The organism is Pseudomonas sp. NGC7 (genome assembly GCF_047159675.1).
Lineage (GTDB): Bacteria > Pseudomonadota > Gammaproteobacteria > Pseudomonadales > Pseudomonadaceae > Aquipseudomonas > Aquipseudomonas kermanshahensis.
The window spans coordinates 628167-644669 of the sequence record NZ_BAAFZY010000001.1; the positions used below are offsets into that span (position 1 = coordinate 628167).

A 16503-nucleotide genomic window follows, 5' to 3' on the forward strand; every position below is an offset into this window, starting at 1 on the left:
ACTCTGAATGGTTAGCTCCTGAAACAGAGGGCTCGGTATTAGCTCCAAGCTCATGTGTATTGTTAGTCGCTCAGCGATTACACTGGGTTTGTCAACTAGGAGTCGTTAACTATGAAGACTTGTATCGTTTTTGGGGATATGCAATCTGACAGCACCTCCGAACAATATCCCACCGTCATCTTATGTAATGATTGTATCGAGCGGGATGCTCAAGCTGACGAGGATCGCCAAATAGTGTGTCAAGGCGCCTATGATGAGCATTTTGGCGACAGCTGTGCGTGGTGCGGAGCCTCAATTGAAGAGGAGCGGTGCAGGAAAAGCTCTTAGTTTTCCGAAAACTGAGGTGAGGATGCCGTCCGGTCATGCGCTCTCCACTCCAATAGAACTAAAACTGTCTTCTTGAAGTCTACGTGTTGATCGTTTCGAATGAAGAAAACTGACTTAGAAGTCCTGTATTTTTCGTATGGTACCGACCTTCGGCGATGTCACAAGAGATGTCTTGACCAAGTGCGACCTTTACTTTTACGCGTTGCAGAAGGAAACTGCTACGATATTTCTCGTTGGCGCCATGCGCTCCTTCAATAGACTCGTTGACGAGGTCGAGGGCTTCATCGAGCTTGCCTAGCTCAAGTTTCACCTGTGATAGGTTATGAGCCAGCCATATCCGCCCGCTCCCATCTACTATGGACTCTAAAATCGCTTCTGCCTCTACGTAGCGGCCCAGTTTATAAAGCGACTCTCCCCACTTGCGCTTCTGATAGGCATCTGGCGATTTCAGCGTTTCGAAAGCCTCTAGGACTAGATTCAGGTCAACAGCATTGACGTCCGATGCAAGCAGCATGATTTCTGCGTAGCCACCGCGGCTTTGGTCATCGTCCAACATCAGAGGGGTTGGTTCGGGTAATCGCTCCAATACGCTCTTAACCCGTTCTGGGGCATGCCAAGTCAATGCACGTACGAAGCTTGCGACTGAGTGATAGCCTTGCGGTATTCCGATAGCGGCACTGTATAGTGCTTCTTGTAGAAATAGTTCCTCATGTTGCTTGAGGAGTTCGCCTGCCCATGTTTGTCTTGCTCCATTTAGGGCGTCACCCAGTGCCATTAGCAGCGAAGGGGCCACGTTGTTTTTCTCCAGTTTTGCATGGATAATTTCTGAGGCATATCGCCGAGCCGTTTCATAGCCTTGGGGATGCCGACCAAACGATCTCAGTAGTTGGAGTTTGGCTTCGTTTAGCGGGTAACTGGCAACCACCTCCAGGAATAAGCGTTGCGCATCCCTATATCTCCTCAAATTATGAAGAGTTTTCGCATGATGATATTTGATTTCAGCAGCTTGGCGAATATCAAGGCCGACCATTGCAGCTAGGTCGTCATATGCTTCCAAGACTGTTTCAAGCCATGCTCTAGCCGTCGGTTCTCCTTTCGTTTGACGTAGATAGCGTTCTTTTGCTTCGATGGTTTCGAGAACTACTAAAATGTCTACCTCGTTTTGGGATGCGTCTAACTGTTTAAGTCGACTTGCATCCTCGAGCGGATTAGGCAGTAATTCATGTTGAATTTCCGTCCCTTTCCAGACCATAGCTAAAGTGTAAAGGAAGGCTGGGCGCCTATCACCCTTGTTGACATTGCTAGCGATCTTGCCGTTCAGCTGTGATGCGATCAGCTGTAGCGCATGCCCATTCGCTCGGATTTGCTGTAGAATGAACGCTTCGAGTTTGTTATCAATTGCTCGTGCCTTTTCCTCGGTTAGCCAATTTAACGAATTTAGGGCGGTAAAAACGATATCGTGGACACGGATTGATGCTTTGCTCTCTGGCGCAGTCAAACCATGGCGCTCGAACGGTTTCAAACGGAGTGGTCCGATAACATACTTGAAAAATTCACGATCGCAGTGGCTTTGACCTGCCCATTGGAACATGCACAGCTCGTCTTCCAGAACTAGTTTCAGCCGCCCCAGAATACAATCGGCGAGCCTAGCACCGTCATGCTCCAGGTTAGCAACATTAGCGCAATCCCCGGCGAGTTCGTTCCACGGCACCTCTTCGTGGGCGGCAGCATTCAACATAACTAGACTTAGAGGGTGTCCGCCGACGGCGCTCCAGATCGTTTGAAACTCTTCCTCAGATGGAAGGGTGCTGAGGCCTTTGCCAAGCAATTCACGAGCCTGAATCTCCGCCATGGGTGGCATGGGGAATGCTCCTATTGAGGGGTTCTGTCGAGTGATCAGAATTCTAGAACCTGGCCCGCAAAGAGCGGCTAATTGCTCGATCTTCAGGGTTGGACGCGCATCATCTACGACTAAGAAGGTGCGATTCTTCTTCAATAATCCGCTAACATTTCGCTCGGCACCGCCGCGTTTGACCGGGACTGAAGAGAGTCGCTCAATAGTGTCGATATCCCGGCCACTGACCCAGAATCTATATTCGAAGCGATGTGCGTTCCGCAATAGGCATGCAGCGGCAGCTTGTGACTTACCAATACCACCAATACCACTGATCTCGACACAGGCTGATGCTGCTAGCCGTTGATCAAGCGCTGCATCAACTACCTCATTCCTTACATAAATATCGCTCAGTAGAGGAACCTTCAGTGACGCAGGGTGATCGTCTCGGATTTCGGCAAGGACAGGCAGATATTCCGCTAAGTCGTCGATTGCATCATCACAGAGCATCAGCGTGTCAATGATAGCCTCCGCGATAGCGCGGCTGTCCATCAGATGCAGCTGCCGTCCAGCCATGCGGCTCTGTTGCAAAGCTGAATTTACCATTGCTTCGATGACGCCTGTTTCCGCGCGCTGCGAGCTCAGCAGATAGATGTCTTTGGCGAGCGGCGCAAGCAAGAGAGTATGGTCAAGATCGTCCCAGGGCTTTTTCATTACGCCGGAAAAGTAACCTTTCTGTATCGATGCCTCAACCACGATCCGACCATCTACGGAGACAGCGTCCAAAGCGCCCCCAACAGGACTACCGTTGACTGAAGAGCCACGTTGTACCAGTGTGGTGCCACACATCCGCTGAATCAGGAGGACCCCGAAACGCTCGAAAGTGGAACCGGGCGCCAACATGGCTAGCGAATCAATCACACGTTGAATTAGTAGGTTACGGGTTTGCGGATTCATTGCAGGCTCTGGGGGCGCGACGGGATTTACTTGGTCTAAGGGTTGCAGGATCTCACAGTATTCGTTCCACTATGCGCCAGATGTCGCGTGCAACCTCATCCGGTTGCTGGTCAGCGTTGATGATATGACAACGCTTCGGATTTTTGGCTGCCACCTCTGAAAGCCCGTTCCGGATGGACGCGAAATCCCGTGTCGCTTCCGCTGGGTCGTTGACGCCGTCACGACGCTGGTCCCTCCGGGTTCTTGCTACCTCTAGTGGAAGGTCGAGGATGAATGTGAAGTCGGGGAGCGTAGTTCCTACGACAACGTCGGTGACTGAGCGGAACAGCTGATGCAGATCGACATCGGAAACTGCGACTTGATATGCATATGTTGAATCAACGAAGCGATCTGAGATAACCCACTCGCCGTTTTCTAATGCAGGCCGAATGACCTTTTCCACGTGACCATATCGTGCAGCGCTGACCAACAACAATTGCTCAGTTGGAGAGAGCTTTCGATCGGAGTGCGTTAAGATTGCCCGAATCTCGCTACCCAAATGCCCTCCATCAGGTTCTTTTGTCTGTAGCACCGAGTGTCCAAGAGATCTAAGATGTTCAACAAGTCGTTTAACTTGTTCGCTCTTCCCGCTGCCGTCAATGCCCTCGATGCTTAGAAATGGCATGCGCATCCTTTTGGTCTAAAGTCAAGAGAAATTGGTGTTTAATGAAGCGCGCTAATACTGTGGTATTCGTATCCGCTGGCATGTTGTCGCCCAAAAAACGCGACCATATGCTTGCTCGCCGTCAGCTCTATCTTAATTATGGTGCGTTATCGCTGGCAACCACCCTCGATACCATGGGTACTTCGACCCTTCTGGTGCATGGCGAGCATCGTGAACCGGCCGAGGTTCTAAACGCGCTAGTGGAAGAAGGGAGATTTCCGTCCAATTTTCCGATAATGCTATCCATTCCAAGCTTCTACGCCCTTCCTTGGGCTCAGATTTTTTGTAAGTTGGTTCGTCGCTTTGACCCGGGGGCCAAGATTATTGTTGGGGGGCGTTGGGTCGTTGGACCTGATCCTGACTGGTTACATGCAAAGCTACCGGAAGCGAACCTTTTGGTCCCAGGTCTCGCGGAGCCACGAATAGCTAGCCTGCTCACTGACGCACCTGAATTGCGGATCCTTTCCGCTCCGAAACCAGATGTCGCCTTAAATCATACTTTAGTATCGGGCTTTGAGCGCTATCAACCGAGCATTGAAGCGTCGCGTGGATGTGGCATGGGGTGTGCTTTCTGCGAGGAGCGAGATATTCCTCTGGAGAAATTAGGTGCAGTGGAGCACATGGCTAATGCGTTAGTAGCAGTTTCTGGCCAGTATGGAGGGGGTGAGATTCGGCCCTATTTTCAATCATCAATGTTCGTCCCAAATGTGAAGTGGGGTGCTGGCCTTGCGAAGGCTTTCAAGGCTGGCGGCCTAAATATCTCGTGGCGGACAGAAAGCCGCGTTGATGTGCTCACGCCTGAAACGATTGCTTGTCTCGCCGAGGCAGGTATGAAAGTGCTCGATCTCGGACTAGAAACGGCCTCACCAACACAAATCCGGAATATGCGTAAATCGAAGAACCCCGAGCGCTATATTCGCCGAGCATCTATTCTGCTTGAGGCCTGTAGGGACTACGGCATCTCCGCCAAGGTAAATGTCCTGCTCTATCCTGGTGAGACGGCTAAAACGCTTGACGAAACCCGTTCGTTTCTTGACAACCATAAAGATTCGATTGCCGGGGTTTCGGTCGGTCCTGTTGTAGCATATGGGCCACCCATAGCTACGAAAGTTCTCTTGCGTGAATGGTCTGAGCTCGGTGCGAGCGTGGTTGACTCAAACAGTGCACATGAAAGTGGTATATCGACTATTAATCTCAGTCATGATTTTGATGCATGCTCAGCAGAGGCGGCGAGCCTTGAGTTATCCCGGCGTTTTATGGATATGGATGATTACTTTGCATTGAAAAGTTTCTCTTATTACCCTCGTGATTACACGCGTACTGACTTTGATCGCGATGTTGCAGCGAGTGACGTGTCAAAATTACCTTTTCGTGTGGTTGGAAAAAGTCAATGCTAGGCAGAAGCGAGCCAGCAAGGCATGCAGTTTTTTGTTAGTTTCAAGATCTCAGGGGAGCGCTTAAGTTATTGCCGTCGAACTCTTGAGTGCTACTGCTGAGCGGAGCGACCCTTCTGGGATCCGTACGCTCAGTTTGTGTTGTGTCTAGTGAGTAAAAAACGCGATTCCATCCCTGAAGATGTACATCATCGAAATGGCTCTAGGTCGAGTCATGGTGGCTAAGAGTGTGAGGGCCTTTGATGGGCGTCCGCGCTAGAAAGCGACCGTGTACTCAAAGAGCCATTAAGCGAATCTTGCGAAACCATGAATTGCTCCCCACAGCGGTGAGAGTCGTGTGGGTGATATACGAAGCAGCGACTGGGGGATCCTTGTTTAAGCAGTGCCCCGGCTATTGGCTGGCACCATCAGGTAAGGGGGTAGAAACGTTTGGTTCATTTGACGCTTTTATCCAGTTATCTGAGTCGCTCTTAGTCGGGGTGTTATCCACAATTTTAACGTTGAAGATTTGTTCGATAACTTGTCTGGGGCCTTGGTTGAGGCTCCAGGTGAAAATTACGAGTACGCCAAGTAGTAATACAAAAATCACAGAGGCAACTACTCCTTGAGACACTCCAAGCCAGTAGCTGGGTTTATAGCTCCTGATCTCGGACGTTACTTTTTTTTCATAGTACTGCTCAAGTTCTTCGGCCCTGGTTTCCAGCGTAATTGTTAGAAAATCTTGAGCCAGTTTGTCTGCTTGATTGCGGTAAGCCTGCAGTTGGAAGCCTGAGTTGCTTACTTCGTGAAAGTGAGAGAGGTCTGCGTCAGTGGGGTCCCGGCCATGCTTATTTTTGAATCCTTTGATGAATTCAATCTTTTGTCGCTTATAGAGGGAGTAGGCGATTATCCCTAAAATGTCATCTTCATTCTTTACTAATTCAGTGTAGATAAAGTTATAACCGCCTTCTTCCATTTGTCCTAAGCCTTTCTCAAACGTACCGACGCAGCTTCAAAGGCTGACCTGATTTCATCTGTGCTCTGACGAGTGCTGTATATGATATCACCCACCTCTAGCGGCAACGTGCTACGGGAGTCGTCTTTACGCCTGGCGAGTTTCGAGTTAGCCTCGGAAACCAAACGATTCGAGAAAAAAACTTTAAATTTCATGAAGTTATTCCTCCTGAATACTTGACATCTATCATAGCACTAATCGTGCATGCGAGCTACGGCGGCCATTTTTATTGTGTTTCAGATGATAGCGGGCTGCGGGCCGCCGCCAAATGCTCAGCTCGACGGTCTGACCCACAGTTCTAAAAATGCGAGGCCAGTAATGTGGCTTCGCATTTTTGGAGTGCCTTCCTTCATGGCTGTGCACCTGTTGCAGCGCTCAGGCGGCAACCCTCCCTGTATCCGCGAGGACCGTCCAAGCTCGACAGTACCAGCCAGGCCGCTTGCTGGCGAATGACATGCTGATCCAAGAAAATGTAAACAACCCGTACCTCAAATCCTAAGGTGTTTACGGCTTCTTAAAAGCTGGTACGCTCAGGCGTTCTATAGCACTGATCTCAAACGAAATCTGCGCTGTTGACAATTTTTTGTTGGATAGAACCCTTCTGATCAGAGCGGTTAGCGTCGAGCTACAGCGAAAACCCAGGGCAAAATGCTCTGGGTTTTTTTATGCAAGGCGCAAGAGCGCCTGTCCAGAGTTGTGGAGCTGGCTAGACCGGCCCTAGTAAAAAAGCCGCGGCTCCGGCGAGTCCAGCAAGCTGACCAGCTTGGTCAGAGCAAAGCCCAACTCCGCGCGGCTTGGCGTCATCAGTGCGATACGCACGCCGCAGGTGGCAGCGCTGCGCTCCGGAAGGAACTGACTGCCACTCACCACCGTGACGCCGTTGTTGCGCGCCAGGTTGGCAAATTCGTCGCTGGTCCACGGCTCGGGCAGCTCCAGCCAAAGATGGAAACTGTTGGGCTGGCTGCGGACCTTGTACTTACCCAGGATCTCGCGGGCCATGTGCTGGCGCGCGGCCGCTTCGTCCTGCTGCACCTGCACCAGTTGGTCGGCCATGCCGCTGTTGATCAGGTTGCTGGCCAGTTGCGCCATCAACGGCGATGGCATCCAGACGCTGCTGCGCACCATTGATGAGAGCCGCGAGAGGGTCTGCGGAGGGGCATACAGGTAACCGATCCGCAACGCTGGGAGCACGCTTTTGGACAAGCTGGTCAGGTACACCGAGCGCTCCGGGGCATAGGCTGCCAACGGTTTGTAATCAGGGGCCGGTTCAAGGAAGCCATAGATATCGTCATCGACGATGAACAGGTCGAACTCGCGGGCGATTTCGGCGATGGCTTCACGGCGCGCGTGGGGCATGATCGAGTTGGTCGGGTTCTGGTGGGTGGTCACGCACACCAGCAGGGAAGGGCGGTGCTCCAGGCACGCCGCGCGCAAGGCTTCGGGAATTAAACCGTGCTCGTCCATGGCCACGCCGCGCAGGCGGCGCCCCATGCTGTGCGCCAGGGAAATAATGCCTGGGTAGCAGAATGACTCGCACAGGATGACGTCATCGTTCTTGGACAAACTGCTGATGGCCACCAGCAGCCCGTGTTGGGCGCCCGAGGTCAGCACCACCTGCTGCCAGTTCGCTTCGGGTAGCCAGCGTTGAATCCAGGCCGCACCGGCCTGCTTGTGCGTCGCGTGACCACCCTCGGTGACGTAATCGAGCACCTGGGCCAGGTCGGGAGATGCTGCCAGTTCGTTTATTGCCCCGCGCAACCAGTCGGTCATGTGCGCGTCATTGGGTTTGATGATCGAAAGGTCGATCTGGCCACTCTCGCGCTCGGCTGGCGCAGGCATGGGGCGTGCTGCCGAGGCTGGCGCATGTGCCGGGCGTTGCTGTAACACAAAGGTGCCGCGGCCGACCTCGCCCACCACCAGGCCCCGTTTGGCGGCTTCGTCATAGGCGCGCCCAATGGTGCCAGGCGTCACGTTCAATGATTCGGCCAAGTCCTTGAGGGTCGGCAGGCGATCGCCAGCGGTCAGTCGGCCGCTGCCGATGTCCTGTTCGAGGGCGTCGGCGATCATCAGATAGACCGGCTGCGCCAGGTCGCTGTAGTGAGGAACCCACATAGAAATGGCACCAAAGGCTGCAAGAACGCGGAAGCCTAGCACGAAAGGTCTGATAGGAGTAATTGTGTTTTCTTGTAGGCAAATTACATCGATTGAGCTGGCTTTTGCCGGCCAGATGAGCGACTGAAGGTCCTTCAGCTTCGGCAGCGCTCGGCGAACTGCTTCAGGGAATTCAGTGGTTTTTCCAGAAATCTTTTGAAATCAATAAGTTGATTGAATCGATGCAATCGATGTGCTCGCGCTATGCTGAAATAAATTGAGTCGATTCTATTTTTGTAATTACAATGATTGAGTCGATGCAATTTGCGGGGTGCCGCCCAGGCTCCACTTATCTCATCGCACAGCTGTGAACGGCTTCAAAAAAAGACAACGTCTGCCGCCTCTGCCCGGCTAAGCACGACACCGAATGGCCTCAAGCTAGCTCAATGGAATATCACTCGAAATGGAAAGCGCACACCTGCAACAAGGAGCCGAGCCTCAGACTTCACTGGAGATCCGCCTGCCTTGGGTAACCTCAAGTGCCTGGCAAACCTTGCTGAACAATACTCCCCTCGATTTTGAAACCAGCAAAGAGCTCTACCCTCAGCTCAAGGATCAGGCGCAGGAGGTGCTGGGCAACGCACTGTGCCAGCAGATTCGTGGTTTCGTTGAAGACCCGCAACTGACCAGCATGATCGTGCGCAATTGCCCACGCGACCGTGACGTACCTCCTACGCCGTACTCGGGTGTGCTCAGCCCGCGCAGCACGCCGATTGCCTGCCTGGTCAGCCTGACCATGCAGAGCCTGATGGGCATCAACCCGATCGTTTATGAGGGGGAGAACGACGGCCGGCTGTTCCGCCATGTCATTCCGGCACGCACTTCATCCAGCCACAAGAGCTCCCATGGTTCGCGGCTGCGTTTTTCCTACCACGTCGACAACCCCGACCTGCCGCTGTCATCCGAACCACTCGGCACGGCCTCCTGCTGCCCGGAATACCTGTCGTTCTTTGGCATGCGCTGCGACCCGCGCATCAGCACAACGCTGGTCAACCTCGATGCGGTAGTGGCGGCGCTGCCGTCGGCCACCGTGCGTGAGCTTTGCCTGCCTCAGTTCGAAATCCGCCGCCCCGACTCGTTTACCGCCAATCGGCGATGCACCGCCGAGTTGCCCGTGCTGGCGCATGGCAATGCCGGCGAGTGGTTGTGCCGTTTCGACAGCGAGAACACCCACGGCCTGAACCTGCGTGCCGAGCAAGCCCTGGCCAGCTTGCGCGGTGTGCTGGAGACCCGCCGCTTCGACGAGCCACACCTGCTGCTGCCGGGCGACTTCATGATTTTCAAGAATCAGCGTGTGTTGCATGCCCGTGATGGCTTCGAGCCGCAGAACGACGGTGCCGACCGCTGGCTGTTGCGCCTGTTCGCGGTCAACGACCTGAACCGTGTGCATTTTGCCCGTGCGGACCACCTCTACGAAGTGCGCTCCTGATCTTTCTCAACGACTCGATGGAAGTAACGATATGGAACTGTTAGGCGCTTTCTGGGCGGAACACTGGCTGCTGGCGATCCTGATGCTGGGGGCGATCGCGTTCATTGCAGGCTTCGTCGACAGCATTGCCGGTGGCGGCGGGTTGTTCCTGGTCCCTGGGTTTCTGTTAGTGGGCATGCCGCCTCAGGTGGCTCTCGGGCAAGAAAAACTGGTGAGCACACTCGGCACGCTGGCTGCCATCCGCAACTTTCTGGCCAACAGCAAGATGGTTTGGAAGGTGGCGCTGGTCGGGGTGCCGTTCTCGTTGCTCGGTGCTTATCTGGGGGCGCACCTGATCGTGTCGATCTCCCAGGAGACCGTGGGCAAGATCATCCTGGCGCTGATCCCGTTCGGCATCCTGATCTTCCTCACCCCCAAAGACCGACCGGTCGAGGAGCGCGAGCTGTCTGCGCGCACGCTCTACACCGTGGTGCCGTTGACCTGCCTGACCATCGGCTTCTATGACGGCTTCTTCGGACCAGGCACCGGCAGCATGTTCATCATCGCTTTCCATTACCTGCTGCGCATGGACCTGGTCTCCAGCTCGGCCAACTCCAAGACCTTCAACTTCGCCTCCAACATCGGCGCGCTGGTGGCGTTCATCATGGCCGGCAAGGTTGTGTACCTGCTGGCCCTGCCACTGGTGGCCTGCAACATTCTCGGCAACCACATGGGCAGTGGCCTGGCCTTGCGTAAAGGCAACGACGTGGTGCGCAAAGTGTTGGTGTTCTCGATGCTGTGCCTGTTCACCAGCCTGGGCGTGAAGTACCTGGTTTGACCTACCTACTCGGAGATAACTGATGAAAACCGCATTCGTAACCGGCGCCTCCTCGGGGTTTGGCCGAGCCATCTGCCGTACGTTGATTGCCAAGGGCTACCGCGTGATCGGTGGCGCCCGGCGCATGGACAAACTGCAGGCGCTGGAGGGTGAGCTGGGGGTCAATTTCATCCCCTTGGCGTTGGATGTCACCGACCCTGCGTCGCTTGAAACGGCTGTCGAGCAGATTCGTGATGCCTCGCTGCAAATCGATCTGTTGGTCAACAACGCCGGGCTGGCGCTGGGGGTCGATCGCGCCCAGGCCAGCAGCGCCGAGAACTGGCAGCGGATGATCGATACAAACATCACCGGGCTGGCCATGGTCACCCACAAGATCCTGCCGCAGATGGTGGAAGCAGACAGCGGGATGATCATCAACATCGGCTCGATTGCCGGCACCTATCCCTATCCAGGCGGCAACGTGTATGGCGCCAGCAAGGCATTCGTGCGCCAGTTCAGCCTCAACCTGCGTGCCGACCTGGCCGGTACCCGCGTGCGGGTGAGCAATATCGAGCCGGGCCTGTGCTCGGGCACCGACTTTTCGGTGGTGCGCCTGAAGGGCGACCTGGACGCGGTGGAGGCGCTGTACCGCGACGTGGAAGCCATCCTGCCGGAGGACATCGCGGCTACGGTGGCGTGGATCGCCGAGCAGCCCGCGCATGTGAATATCAACACCCTCGAAATCATGCCGGTGGCGCAGAGCAGTGCGGCGCTGAATGTGGTGCGAAATCTGCCCAGGCCGTTGGGCGCTGCTTGATAGAGGGGCGCGCAGGGCGTTCGCCACAAAGGCTTCAGCGCCTATGAGATCGAGCGCCGCCCGCGCGGCGCATCGCGAGCAACGCTCGCTCCTACGTTTGTTCCGGGCCAATCACGCCTGTGCCAGCGCACGCGACCTCCTTGTTTGTATGACTCAATATTGAAGTGGGCGCCAAGGGGCCGCGCGCCAATGCCTCAGGAATAATTGGCCCGAAACAAACGTAGGAGCGAGCGTTGCTCGCGATGCGCCGCGCGGGCGGCGCTCGATCTCACAGGCGCTGAAGCCGTTGTGGCGTGACCCCTGTCATAGCACCTTCCCGATTCTTGACTAGTCTTACCTATCGGCGGCCATCAAAAACCCGCCACCGTGACTACCAAGAGGCGCCGGCCATGTTCCGCGCGTCCACCACCTGATCAGGAGTGCACGATGGACCTCAACCGTCGGCAGTTCTTCAAGGTCGCCGCTGTCGGCCTTGGAGGCTCGAGCCTGGCGGCGTTGGGCATGGCCCCGACGCCTGCCTTCGCCGAGCAGGTGCGTCACTTCAAGCTGGCGCACACCAAAGAGACCCGCAACACCTGCCCCTACTGCTCGGTCGGCTGCGGCCTGATCATGTACAGCCAGGGTGATGCGGGCAAGAACGTCAAACAGAACATCATCCATATCGAAGGCGACGCCGACCACCCGGTCAACCGCGGCACCCTGTGCCCAAAAGGCGCGGGCCTTCTGGACTTTATCCACAGCCCAAGCCGGCTGCAGTACCCCGAGGTGCGCAAGCCGGGCAGCAAGGAGTGGGTGCGGGTGGAGTGGGACGAGGCGCTCGACCGCGTCGCCGACCTGATGAAGCAGGACCGCGATGCCAACTTCATCGAGAAGAACGCCCAGGGGCAAACCGTCAACCGCTGGCTTACCACCGGTTTTCTCGCCGCCTCCGCCGCCTCCAGCGAGGCCGGCTACCTGACCCACAAGGTTGTTCGTGCAACAGGCATGCTGGGGTTCGATAACCAAGCACGTGTCTGACATGGCCCGACGGTGGCAAGTCTTGCCCCGACGTACGGCCGTGGTGCCATGACCAACCACTGGTCCGATATCGCCAACGCGAATCTGGTCCTGGTGATGGGGGGCAACGCAGCAGAAGCGCATCCGTGCGGCTTCAAGTGGGTGACCGAAGCCAAGGCGCACAACAAGGCGCGGCTGATCGTGGTCGACCCGCGGTTTACCCGTACCGCCTCGGTGGCGGACTACTACGCGCCCATCCGCACCGGCAGCGACATCGCCTTCATGGGCGGGCTGATCAATTACCTGCTGAGCACCGACAAGATCCAGCACGAATACGTGCGCAACTACACCGACGTGTCGTTCATCGTCAAAGAAGGCTATGGCTTCGAGGACGGGCTGTTCAGCGGCTACGACGCGGCCAAGCGCGTGTACGCCGACAAGTCCGGTTGGGGCTACGAGCTGGGTGAGGACGGCTTTGCCAATGTTGACCCGACCTTGCAGCACCCGCGTTGCGTGTTCCAGCTGATGAAGCAGCACTACAGCCGCTACACCCCGGAGCTGGCCAGCATGACCTGTGGCATGCCGCAGGACGCCATGATGAAAATCTGGGAAGAGATCGCCACCTGCTCGGTACCGGGCAAGACCATGACGATTCTCTACGCACTGGGCTGGACCCAGCACTCTATTGGCGCCCAGATCATCCGCAGTGCGGCGATGGTGCAGCTGTTGCTGGGTAACGTCGGCATGCCGGGTGGTGGGGTCAACGCCTTGCGTGGGCACTCCAATATCCAAGGCCTGACCGACCTCGGCCTGCTGTCCAACTCGCTGCCGGGTTACCTGACCCTGGCCGGTGATGCCGAGCAAGACTACGCCGCGTTCATCGACAAGCGTGCCTCCAAGCCGCTGCGCCCTGGGCAGCTGTCCTACTGGCAGAATTACGGCAAGTTCCATGTCAGCCTGATGAAGGCCTGGTATGGCGCCAATGCCACGGCGGAAAACAACTGGGGCTACGACTGGCTACCCAAGCTCGATGTGCCGGCCTACGACGTGCTGCGCATGTTCGAGATGATGGGCCAGGGCAAGGTCAACGGCTACATCTGCCAAGGCTTCAACCCGATTGCCGCGCTGCCGGACAAGAACCGTGTCACCGCCGCGCTAGGCAAGCTCAAGTGGCTGGTGATCATGGACCCGCTGGCCACCGAAACCTCGGAGTTTTGGCGCAATGCCGGGCCGTTCAACGACGTCGACACGGCCAATATCCAGACCGAAGTGATCCGCCTGCCCACCACTTGTTTTGCCGAGGAGGACGGCTCGCTGGTCAACAGCAGCCGCTGGCTGCAATGGCACTGGAAAGGTGCCGACGGCCCGGGCCAGACCCGCACCGACGTGCACATCATGAGCGAGCTGTTCTTGCGCCTGCGCCAACGCTACCAGGCCGAGGGCGGCGCTTACCCCGATGCGCTGATGAACATCAGCTGGCCGTACAAGGTCCCTGAAGAGCCGTCCCCGGAGGAGCTGGCCAAGGAAATGAACGGCTGGGCGGTAACCGACGTCACCGACCCGACCGGCGCGGTGCTCAAGGGTGGGCAACAGTTGTCGGGCTTCGGCCAGCTCAAGGACGACGGCAGTACCGCTTCGGGTTGCTGGATTTTCGCCGGCTGCTGGACCGAGCAAGGCAACCAGATGGCACGCCGCGACAACAGCGACCCGTACGGCATGCACCAGGTGCAGAACTGGGCCTGGGCCTGGCCGGCCAACCGCCGCATCCTCTACAACCGTGCCTCCAGCGACCCGCAAGGCAAGCCATGGGACCCAGAGAAAAAACGCCTGGTGTGGTGGAACGGCAAAGCCTGGACCGGTACCGATGTGCCCGACTTCAAGGTCGACTCGCCACCGGAAGCCGGGATGAACCCGTTCATCATGAACCCCGAGGGCGTGGCGCGGTTCTTTGCCATCGACAAGATGGCCGAAGGCCCGTTCCCCGAGCACTACGAGCCGTTCGAAACGCCGATCGGCATCAACCCACTGCACCCGCAGAACAAGAAGGCCACCAGCAACCCGGCCGGGCGCATCTTCGATTCAGTGTGGGACAGCCTCGGCACCCATGATGAATTCCCTTACGCGGCGACCACCTACCGGCTGACCGAGCACTTCCACTTCTGGAGCAAGCATTGCCGGCTCAACGCGATCGCCCAGCCCGAGCAGTTCGTCGAGATCGGCGAGGTGCTGGCGAACGAGAAGGGCATCAAGGCAGGTGACCGGGTGCGGGTGTCGAGCAAGCGCGGGCATATCGACGCGGTGGCGGTGGTGACCAAGCGGATTCGCCCGCTGCAGGTCAACAACCAGACCGTGCACCAGATCGGCATCCCGTTGCACTGGGGCTTCACCGGGGCAACCCGGCACGGCTACCTGACCAACACCCTGGTGCCGTTCCTGGGTGATGGCAACACCCAGACGCCGGAGTCCAAGTCGTTCCTCGTCAAAGTGGAGAAACTCTGATGGCCAGCCAAGACATCATCGCCCGCTCGGCCACCACCACCGTACCGCCTTCGGTACGCCAGCAGGAGGAAGTCGCCAAGCTGATCGACACCACCAAGTGCATCGGCTGCAAGGCCTGCCAGGTGGCCTGTTCGGAGTGGAACGAGCTGCGTGACGAGGTTGGCCACAACCACGGCACCTACGACAACCCCCAGGACCTCACGGCCGAGACCTGGACCCTGATGCGCTTCACCGAGCACGAGCGCGACGACGGCAACCTGGAGTGGCTGATCCGCAAGGATGGCTGCATGCACTGCGCCGACCCCGGTTGCCTGAAAGCCTGCCCGAGCCCGGGGGCGATCATCAAGCACGCCAACGGTATCGTCGATTTCAACCAGGACCACTGCATCGGTTGCGGCTACTGCATCACCGGCTGCCCGTTCAACATCCCGCGCATATCGCAGAAGGACCACAAGGCGTACAAGTGCACGCTGTGTTCCGACCGGGTGAGCGTGGGGCTGGAGCCGGCCTGCGTGAAAACCTGCCCGACCGGGGCGATCGTTTTCGGCAGCAAGGACGAGATGAAGGTGCATGCCGCCGAGCGCATCGTCGACCTCAAGTCACGTGGCTACGACAACGCCGGGCTGTACGACCCGGACGGCGTCGGCGGCACCCACGTGATGTACGTGTTGCACCATGCCGACACGCCCCGGCTGTACGCCGGCCTGCCGGACCAGCCTGTGATCAGCCCGCTGGTAGGCTTGTGGAAGGGCTTCACCAAGCCGCTGGCGCTGCTGGCCATGGGCGCGGCGGTGCTGGCTGGGTTCTTCCACTATGTGCGGGTTGGCCCGCAGCGGGTCGAAGAGGACGAGCACCCCACGCCGCCTGATGACAGCGTGCACCAGGTGGACCCTGCGGTGCATGTGTACGATCCGAAGCAGCCCGGTGGGCAAGGGGAGCAACGGCCATGAACCACAACAAGCCTATCCTGCGTTACAACGCCAACGAGCGGACCAACCACTGGATTGTCGCCATTCTGTTTTTCATGGCCGGGCTGTCTGGGCTGGCGCTGTTCCATCCGGCACTGTTCTGGCTAAGCCACTTGTTCGGCGGTGGGCCGTGGACACGCATCCTGCACCCGTTCATGGGCGTGGCCATGTTCGTGTTCTTCCTCGGCCTGGTGGTGCGTTTCTGGCGCGCCAACTTCATCACCGCCAACGACCGCCTGTGGCTGCGCCGCATCGACCGGGTGATGGTCAACCGTGAAGACGGCGTGCCGCCCATTGGCAAGTACAACGCCGGGCAGAAGCTGCTGTTCTGGACGCTGCTGCTGTGCATGCTGGTGCTGTTGCTGAGCGGTGTGGTCATCTGGCGCGCGTACTTCAGCCATTTCTTCGATATCGGCTCCATTCGCCTGGCTACCTTGCTGCATGCGCTGGCGGGTTTTGTGCTCATCCTTAGCATCATTGTGCACATCTACGCCGGTATCTGGATCAAGGGCTCCATTGGCGCCATGCTGCATGGCTGGGTCAGCCGCGCCTGGGCCCGCAAACATCATGAGCTGTGGTACCGCGAGGTGACCGGCGACAAGCCCCCGGGTGATCACGGACGTAAAGAAGGATGAGTA

Annotated in this window: 11 protein-coding genes; 7 read left to right on the top strand and 4 right to left on the bottom strand. The window is 57.1% G+C overall.

Annotated elements, in window-relative coordinates; all coding sequences use genetic code 11:
• Window positions 1-406: 406 nt before the first annotated feature.
• Both ACMCNM_RS02880 and tmk read right to left on the bottom strand, forming a co-directional pair.
• Window positions 407-3118 (bottom strand): tetratricopeptide repeat protein, encoded by a 2712-nt coding sequence (locus ACMCNM_RS02880; RefSeq protein WP_412763901.1) that lies wholly within the window; start codon window positions 3116-3118, stop codon window positions 407-409.
• A gap of 52 nt (window positions 3119-3170) precedes the next feature.
• Complete coding sequence (tmk, locus tag ACMCNM_RS02885) at window positions 3171-3782, bottom strand: dTMP kinase (RefSeq protein WP_412763902.1); 612 nt, start codon at window positions 3780-3782, stop codon at window positions 3171-3173.
• On the opposite strand from tmk, the gene ACMCNM_RS02890 reads away from it, so the two are divergent.
• Entirely contained in the window at window positions 3776-5218 is a 1443-nt protein-coding gene (locus tag ACMCNM_RS02890; protein WP_412763903.1) for a B12-binding domain-containing radical SAM protein, read from the top strand. The genes tmk and ACMCNM_RS02890 overlap by 7 nt on opposite strands.
• Window positions 5219-5606: 388 nt before the next feature.
• On the opposite strand, the gene ACMCNM_RS02895 is transcribed toward ACMCNM_RS02890, so the two are convergent.
• On the bottom strand, window positions 5607-6170 hold the full coding sequence (locus ACMCNM_RS02895) for a hypothetical protein (RefSeq protein WP_412763904.1): 564 nt from the start codon (window positions 6168-6170) through the stop codon (window positions 5607-5609).
• A 756-nt stretch (window positions 6171-6926) separates the two neighbouring features.
• Window positions 6927-8321: a PLP-dependent aminotransferase family protein gene (locus ACMCNM_RS02900; RefSeq protein WP_412763905.1), complete on the bottom strand. Its 1395-nt coding sequence runs from the start codon at window positions 8319-8321 to the stop codon at window positions 6927-6929.
• Between the two features lie 442 nt (window positions 8322-8763).
• Here ACMCNM_RS02900 and ACMCNM_RS02905 point away from each other — a divergent pair, with 442 nt between their 5' ends.
• The 6 genes from ACMCNM_RS02905 to ACMCNM_RS02930 all read left to right on the top strand — a co-directional run bounded on the left by ACMCNM_RS02905 (window position 8764) and on the right by ACMCNM_RS02930 (window position 16500).
• Window positions 8764-9789 carry a TauD/TfdA family dioxygenase gene (locus ACMCNM_RS02905; protein WP_099452747.1) on the top strand — a complete coding sequence of 342 codons (1026 nt, stop codon included), beginning with the start codon at window positions 8764-8766 and terminating at the stop codon, window positions 9787-9789.
• Window positions 9790-9820: 31 nt separating this feature from the next.
• Window positions 9821-10606, top strand: coding sequence for a sulfite exporter TauE/SafE family protein (locus tag ACMCNM_RS02910; RefSeq protein ID WP_412763906.1), 786 nt, complete (start codon window positions 9821-9823; stop codon window positions 10604-10606).
• A gap of 22 nt (window positions 10607-10628) precedes the next feature.
• A complete protein-coding gene (locus ACMCNM_RS02915) occupies window positions 10629-11402 on the top strand; it encodes an SDR family NAD(P)-dependent oxidoreductase (RefSeq protein ID WP_027594882.1) in 774 nt (257 codons plus the stop codon).
• Window positions 11403-11828: 426 nt separating this feature from the next.
• Window positions 11829-14897: a formate dehydrogenase-N subunit alpha gene (fdnG, locus tag ACMCNM_RS02920; RefSeq protein ID WP_155951438.1), complete on the top strand. Its 3069-nt coding sequence runs from the start codon at window positions 11829-11831 to the stop codon at window positions 14895-14897.
• Window positions 14897-15847 (top strand): formate dehydrogenase subunit beta, encoded by a 951-nt coding sequence (gene fdxH, locus ACMCNM_RS02925; RefSeq protein ID WP_027594885.1) that lies wholly within the window; start codon window positions 14897-14899, stop codon window positions 15845-15847. The genes fdnG and fdxH overlap by 1 nt, the downstream gene beginning before the upstream one ends.
• Window positions 15844-16500 carry a formate dehydrogenase subunit gamma gene (locus ACMCNM_RS02930; RefSeq protein ID WP_099428202.1) on the top strand — a complete coding sequence of 219 codons (657 nt, stop codon included), beginning with the start codon at window positions 15844-15846 and terminating at the stop codon, window positions 16498-16500. The genes fdxH and ACMCNM_RS02930 overlap by 4 nt, the downstream gene beginning before the upstream one ends.
• Window positions 16501-16503 lie beyond the last annotated feature (3 nt).

What these genes read in the sequence shown, in the direction of transcription:
- ACMCNM_RS02880 (WP_412763901.1), bottom strand. Translation starts at nt 3,118, where the DNA reads ATGAATCCGCAAACCCGTAACCTACTAATTCAACGTGTGATTGATTCG.
- ACMCNM_RS02890 (WP_412763903.1), top strand. Translation starts at nt 3,776, where the DNA reads ATGGCATGCGCATCCTTTTGGTCTAAAGTCAAGAGAAATTGGTGTTTA.
- tmk (WP_412763902.1), bottom strand. Translation starts at nt 3,782, where the DNA reads ATGCCATTTCTAAGCATCGAGGGCATTGACGGCAGCGGGAAGAGCGAA.
- ACMCNM_RS02895 (WP_412763904.1), bottom strand. Translation starts at nt 6,170, where the DNA reads ATGGAAGAAGGCGGTTATAACTTTATCTACACTGAATTAGTAAAGAAT.
- ACMCNM_RS02900 (WP_412763905.1), bottom strand. Translation starts at nt 8,321, where the DNA reads ATGTGGGTTCCTCACTACAGCGACCTGGCGCAGCCGGTCTATCTGATG.
- ACMCNM_RS02905 (WP_099452747.1), top strand. Translation starts at nt 8,764, where the DNA reads ATGGAAAGCGCACACCTGCAACAAGGAGCCGAGCCTCAGACTTCACTG.
- ACMCNM_RS02910 (WP_412763906.1), top strand. Translation starts at nt 9,821, where the DNA reads ATGGAACTGTTAGGCGCTTTCTGGGCGGAACACTGGCTGCTGGCGATC.
- ACMCNM_RS02915 (WP_027594882.1), top strand. Translation starts at nt 10,629, where the DNA reads ATGAAAACCGCATTCGTAACCGGCGCCTCCTCGGGGTTTGGCCGAGCC.
- fdxH (WP_027594885.1), top strand. Translation starts at nt 14,897, where the DNA reads ATGGCCAGCCAAGACATCATCGCCCGCTCGGCCACCACCACCGTACCG.
- ACMCNM_RS02930 (WP_099428202.1), top strand. Translation starts at nt 15,844, where the DNA reads ATGAACCACAACAAGCCTATCCTGCGTTACAACGCCAACGAGCGGACC.